At 68.8% G+C, this 5,979-nt stretch carries 7 protein-coding genes; 5 read left to right on the top strand and 2 right to left on the bottom strand.

Going from position 1 to position 5,979, the window contains the following annotated elements:
- On the bottom strand, nucleotides 1–199 hold a 199-nt coding region (locus tag V7050_RS17315; RefSeq protein ID WP_324410909.1), incomplete at its 3' end, for a class I tRNA ligase family protein.
- The gene (locus V7050_RS17310; protein WP_324368171.1) at nucleotides 196–744 is read right to left on the bottom strand and encodes a DUF3576 domain-containing protein; all 549 of its coding nucleotides are present in this window, start codon (nucleotides 742–744) and stop codon (nucleotides 196–198) included. The genes V7050_RS17310 and V7050_RS17315, both read right to left, overlap by 4 nt.
- A 254-nt stretch (nucleotides 745–998) precedes the next feature.
- Here V7050_RS17310 and V7050_RS17305 point away from each other — a divergent pair, with 254 nt between their 5' ends.
- From V7050_RS17305 to V7050_RS17285, 5 genes are all read left to right on the top strand, one after another.
- Nucleotides 999–2,150, top strand: a complete 1,152-nt coding sequence (locus V7050_RS17305; RefSeq protein WP_324368173.1) for a porin — start codon at nucleotides 999–1,001, stop codon at nucleotides 2,148–2,150.
- Between the two features lie 203 nt (nucleotides 2,151–2,353).
- Nucleotides 2,354–3,013, top strand: a complete 660-nt coding sequence (locus V7050_RS17300; protein WP_324368175.1) for a YggS family pyridoxal phosphate-dependent enzyme — start codon at nucleotides 2,354–2,356, stop codon at nucleotides 3,011–3,013.
- 70 nt (nucleotides 3,014–3,083) lie between these two features.
- On the top strand, nucleotides 3,084–3,977 hold the full coding sequence (locus tag V7050_RS17295) for an SMP-30/gluconolactonase/LRE family protein (protein ID WP_324368177.1): 894 nt from the start codon (nucleotides 3,084–3,086) through the stop codon (nucleotides 3,975–3,977).
- 77 nt (nucleotides 3,978–4,054) lie between these two features.
- Nucleotides 4,055–4,975: a polyphosphate kinase 2 gene (gene ppk2, locus V7050_RS17290; RefSeq protein ID WP_324368179.1), complete on the top strand. Its 921-nt coding sequence runs from the start codon at nucleotides 4,055–4,057 to the stop codon at nucleotides 4,973–4,975.
- 214 nt (nucleotides 4,976–5,189) lie between these two features.
- A partial coding sequence (locus V7050_RS17285; protein WP_324410906.1) for an efflux RND transporter periplasmic adaptor subunit occupies nucleotides 5,190–5,979 on the top strand: 790 nt, incomplete at its 3' end.

The following is a 5,979-nucleotide window of genomic DNA, read 5'->3' as shown; positions in this document are numbered from 1 at the left end:
CCACCACGTCGCCCATGGTGTAGTTGCGCACATGACCCATGTGGATGCGCCCCGAGGGATAGGGAAACATCTCCAGCACGTAGTATTTCGGCCGCGTCGGATCGGCCTCGGCGCGGAACACCTGCGCCGCCTCCCAGGCGGCCTGCCATTTCGGCTCGACCGCACGCGGATCGTAGCGCGTCGGCGCCTCGCCCGTCACTCGAGCCCGCCGGCGTAGAACTGGCCGTCCGGCGAGGGGTAATAGACGTCCGGCGCCGGCGTGCCCTCGGTCGCGGCGATACGGAGCTGCCGCGCCCGGGTCAGAATGGCGTTCTCCAGCGCCTTGTTCGCCTCGCGCGACACCGGCACCGGCCGCCCCCCGGCCTGCCGATAGGCCGCGACCTTCAGCGAGCGCGCATCGAGCGCGGGCGACATGATATAGGCCGTCACCCGGTATCCCGAGGGATCGTTTCCGATCCGGCCCCAGTCGGTCATGATGATCCCGGAGAAGGGATCGGCGCCTTCCAGCGGCAGGAAGGCGAGGATGTCGAGCGTGGCCTGCCAGAGGTAGCGGTTGACCTGCACGCCGATCTCCGGGTCGCCCTGGTTGCGGAAGAGATCGAAGAAGGACGAATCGCTGAGCTCCATCTCGCGACGAATCTGCTCGTCGCGCGCCTCGAGCTGCGCCTGGGGGTCGTTCGGCCCGCAGCTCGCGAGTGCGGCCGAAACGGCGGCGAGCAGAAGGATGTCGCGCTTGATCTTCACGTCTCGGCCCGGCTCCGGATTGGCCCTTCGCCGGTGTCTAAAGTCTCCCCCGCCGCCCGGCAAGCGCAAACCGGCCCGGGCGTTCCGGTGCTCCCGGCCATCACTGTGGCAAAGCTGCATCATCGTCCGAGACAAAGCTTTCGCCGCCGGCCATTCGCTTGACCCAAAGCCCGGCAATGAGAGATGACGAACCTACTTGGTCCGGGCGTTCCGGATTTGAGATGGGTTTCGACCAAGAAACACGAGGAAAAACGATGAAGAACGTACTCTTCACCACCACCGCCCTCGCCGCCCTGGCGATCGGCGGGGTTGCCTCGGCCCAGGGGATTTCGCTCTTCGGCGACGCCCGCTTGGGTCTGGGCTACAACATCAACAACGACGGTTCCGCGAACGGCGACGAAGATCTGCGTGCGATCTCCCGCGTCCGCTTCGGCGTCAACATGACCGGCGAGACCGATTCGGGCATCACCTTCGGTGCCACGGTCCGCGCCGACAACGCCGTGGGCGGCCAGGGCGGTACGCTCGGCCAGACCGCCGGTAACGTCTTCGTTTCCGGCTCCTGGGGCACCCTGACCTACGGCGACACCAACGCTGCGGACGAGCAGTGGGTCGGCGACATCCCGGGCAACCTCTCGCTCACCGGCCTCGGCGACCTGCAGGAGACCTTCTTCATCTCCAACGGCGGCAGCTTCGGCGACGACACGGCGAACAACTTCGCCGCGAACCCGACCGCGCGTCCGACGGTGCGCTACGACTTCGACATCGCCGGGTTCGGCATCTCGCTGTCCTCGAACCGCGACCTCACGGACGTGGTCGTCGGCGCCGGCTACCAGGCCGACTTCGGCGGCGGTTCCTTCGGCATCGGCGTTGGCTACAACAACTACAAGTCGTTCCGTCAGACCGTCGGCACGGGCCTCAGCGTCTGCGAAGACGGCGCCGGTGGCCTCACGACCACCTGCAACGCTGGCGATGACGTCTTCACCATTGCCGGCGCCGACAGCACCCAGGAGGTTCCGGAAGGCGAGCAGTGGTCCGCTGCCGTGACCGGCGACTGGGAGAGCTTCGGTCTCGGCGTCGTCTGGACGCAGGCCGACTCGAAGAGCAACGACTTCGTCGATGGAGCCAAGTTCGGGACCATCGGCGTCGGCGGCACCTTCGGCTGGGATGCCTTCACGGTTGGCGCCTACTACGTCAACATCTACGAGGCTTCGGAGCGTCTCGAAGGGTTTGACGGCAAGAGCGCCTACGGCCTGACCGCGGCCTATGACCTCGGCGGCGGTGCCCAGGTTGCCGGCGGCGTTGCCCGTACCTTCGGCCAGGACGAGCTCTTCCAGGGCGGCAACCTGATCCAGACGGACGAGGATGCCGACACCGTGGCCGACTTCGGTATCAAGATGGCGTTCTGATCCCTTCCGGATCAGCGAGTACGGAAAGGCGGGCCTCGGCCCGCCTTTTCTGTTTTGTCCGGGCTGATGCATTTCAGTAAGCCCTTCGTTTCCTTGGCTTGCGCATTCCTGCACGCTTGGAGACCGGCGCCGTCCGCGACCCGGCTTCCCTTGCTCGCCCGCGGCGCGCTAGGGTCGGCGGGCTCAGCGCGAGGAGGCTGCCCATGTCGCTCCGGGACATCGAGACACGCATCGCGGCGGCGACCCGCGCGGCCGGCCGCCCGACCGGCGCGGTGACGCTGATCGCCGTCTCCAAGGTCCAGCCGCTCGAACGCATCCGTGCGGTGCTCGAGGCCGGCCATCGCGTCTTCGGCGAGAACCGCGTGCAGGAGGCCGAGGGCAAGTGGCCGGACTTCCGCGCGGAATTCGACGGCCTCGGCCTGCATCTCGTCGGCCCGCTCCAGAGCAACAAGCTCGCCCGCGCGCTCGATCTCTTCGATGCGATCCACAGCCTGGACCGCGACAGCCTCGCGCGCAGGCTCGCCGCCGCGGTCCAGGCCCGGGGCGCCTGCCCGACCCTCTTCGTCCAGGTCAACACCGGCCGCGAGCCGCAGAAGGCCGGCCTCGCCCCGGAGGCGCTGGACGCCTTCCTCGCCGCCTGCCGCGGCGAATACGACCTGCCGGTCTCGGGCCTGATGTGCATCCCGCCGGTCGACGCCGACCCCGCACCGCATTTCGACATGCTGCGGGACATGGCGGCGCGCAACGGCCTCGAAGGGCTCTCCATGGGCATGTCCGACGATTTCGAGACCGCCATCGCCTGCGGTGCCACCCATGTGCGGATCGGCTCGGCGATCTTCGGAACGCGCGCCGCACCGGTCTGAGCGGCAGCGGCGCTTGCCCGGCGGTCCGGGGGCGCATAACCTCGCGATCCTGGCCCCGCGGGAGATCACCATGCGCCGAACAGGCATCGCCTTCCTCGCCGCCGGCCTCGGCGCGATGCCCGCGCTCGCGGCCGAGCCGCAGGTCCTCGACGGCGCTGCGGCCTTTCCCGAAGGTCCCGCCTTCCACGACGGCGCGCTGATCTATGCCGAATACGGCGGCAACCTGGTCAGCCGCATCGACCCCGAAACCGGCGCCAAATCCGAGCTCTGGCGCGAGGAGGGCTGCGGCCCCTCGGCGGTCCTGCCGCTCGACGGGCGCTTCCTCGTCACCTGCTACGATTCCGGCAGGCTCGAAGCCTTCGACGCCGAAGGCAATACCGCCCGGTCTTGGGAAGCCGACGCCGACGGCAATGCCCTGATCGGCCCCAACGACGTGACCCCGGACGGCAAGGGCGGCGCCTATGTCACCGCCTCGGGCCCCTGGGAGAGCGAGCCGATCGTCGGCCGCGTGCTGCATCTCGACGCGGAGGGCGTGCTGAGGACCGTCGCCGACGACCTGCATTACCCCAACGGCGTCGCCCTCTCGCCGGCCGGCGATCGCCTCTTCGTCGCGGAATCGGAGGCCGGACGCATCATCTCCTTCGCCGTCGCCGAGGACGGCGGCCTCGATGACCGCCGCCTCTTCGTCCGGCTCGGCGCGATCGATCCGGCCTCCGGCGTGCTGCCCTACCCCGACGGCATCGAGTTCGGCCACGACGGCGCGCTCTGGATTGGCCAGTTCTCCTCGGGCCGGATCCTCGCGGTCGATGCCTTCGGCGAGGTCCTGAGCGCCGTCGAGCTGCCCGCGCCCGCTGCCCCGAACCTCGCCTTCACCCCCGACGGGACCGGCATCGTGGTGGTGACCGTCGACGATCCGGCCGCGCCACCCTTTCCGGGAAAGGTCCTCAGGCTGGAGCTGCCGTGAGGCCTTGTGACAAAAACTTCACGTTCCTTCGCGTTCCGGCCTGCTAGGAACGCCGGGTCGAAGCTGGAAGACGCACCATGGAAAACAGGGACGACGATTTCGACGGCCGCGACTGGCTCGAGGCCGAGCTGGCCGACACGCTCGACGAGGATTACGAGCTCGAGATCTCCGAGCCGGCGCTCTCGCTCGAGATCCGCAGGATCTACCGCAAGGCGCATCCGCCCTCGATCCCGCGCATGGACTATTTTCGCGCGCTGCTGCGGCTGCAATCCGAGCTGATCAAGCTCCAGGATTGGGTTTCCTACAAGAAGGAAAAGATCGTCGTGATCTTCGAGGGTCGCGACTCGGCCGGCAAGGGCGGCGTGATCAAGCGCATCACCCAGCGGCTCAATCCCCGCGTCGCCCGGGTGGTCGCCCTGCCCGCCCCGTCCGAACGGGAAAGGAGCCAGTGGTATTTCCAGCGCTACGTCCCGCACCTGCCCGCCGGCGGCGAGATCGTGCTCTTCGATCGCTCCTGGTACAACCGTTCGGGCGTCGAGCGGGTGATGGGCTTCGCCTCGGAGGATCAGGTCGAGCAATTCTTCGAAGACGTCCCCGAATTCGAGCGCATGCTGGTCCGCTCCGGCATCAGGCTGATCAAGTACTGGTTCTCGATCACCGACGAGGAACAGCAGATGCGCTTCCTGATGCGCATCCACGATCCGCTCAAGCAGTGGAAGCTCTCGCCGATGGATCTCCAGAGCCGGGTGCGCTGGGAGCAATACACCAAGGCCAAGGAGGAGACCCTCGCCCGCACCAACATCCCCGAGGCCCCCTGGTACATCGTCGAGGGCAACGACAAGAAACGGGCGCGGCTGAACTGCATCGACCACTTCCTCGCCCAGTTCCCCTACGAGCCGGTGCCGCACGAGGACATCACCCTGCCCGAGCGTGTCTTCAACCCAGCCTACGAGCGCAAGGTCCTGCCGCCCGAGCTCTACGTCCCGTCGAAATACTGACGCCACCCGCCCGGGACGGCTCCTGTCTTCCATCGTCGGTCTGCGGCATTCCAATCGTCGGTTTCGCCGCGGCAGGCGGTAGGTCCGACACACATGCGCCAGCCATCATGTGTCTGGTCTGATTGGCCTTCCGGCTTGCGGCACGCCGCGTCACCGCGTATTCGGGGCAGGATGGGATCCGGCGAATCCCGACCGGGCGGGGGATCGAATGCCGATGCGACAGGAGCCGCGCGCCCTATGGCGCGGCAGAGGCACGACCGGGCGCGGCGCGCTCTGGACCGTGACCCTTCTGCTGGCCGCACCGGCCGTGGCCCAGGCGCCCGAGGGCGGGCCGCCACCGCCCCAGCCCGTCACCGTGGTCACGCTCGATGCGACCGATGTCACCCTCACCGCGACCCTCCCCGGTCGCGTGGTGGCCTCAGGCATCGCCGAGGTGCGGCCGCAGGTCAACGGCATCATCACCGAGCGGCTCTTCCAGGAAGGCGCGGAGGTGGCGCTCGGCGATCCGCTCTACCGCATCGATTCGGCGAGCTACGAGGCCCAGGTCGCTGCCGCCGAGGCCCAGGTCGCCCAGGCCCGGGCCCAGCTCGAGACCACCTCCCGCGACGCCGAGCGCCTCGAGGAGCTGCTCGCGCGCAATATCGCCAGCCAGCAGAACTACGACGAGGCCGCCGGCGCGCGCGACAGCGCGGCGGCCGCGCTCCAGGTGGCGCAGGCGCAGCTGCAGGCCGCGCAGATCGACCTGGAGCGCACCATGATCCGCGCGCCGCTCGCCGGCTTCATCGGCCGATCGCTGACCACGCAGGGCACGCTGGTGACCAGCGGCCAGGCCGCGCCGCTGGCGGTCATCCGCAGCATCGACCCGGTGCTCGTGGACGTCACCCAATCCGCGGCGGAAATCCTCGAGTGGCGGCGCGGCCCCGCCGCCCAGCGGCCGGCCGCGGCCCCCCCCGAGGGGGCGCTCCCCCCCGCCGCCGGCCCCAGCTACGAGGCGAAAGGGGTCC

The sequence above is a fragment of the Amaricoccus sp. genome (assembly GCF_036846665.1).
GTDB lineage: Bacteria > Pseudomonadota > Alphaproteobacteria > Rhodobacterales > Rhodobacteraceae > Amaricoccus.
The sequence above is the reverse complement of the archived record's forward strand: the minus strand, read 5'-3'. Positions and strand labels throughout refer to the sequence as shown.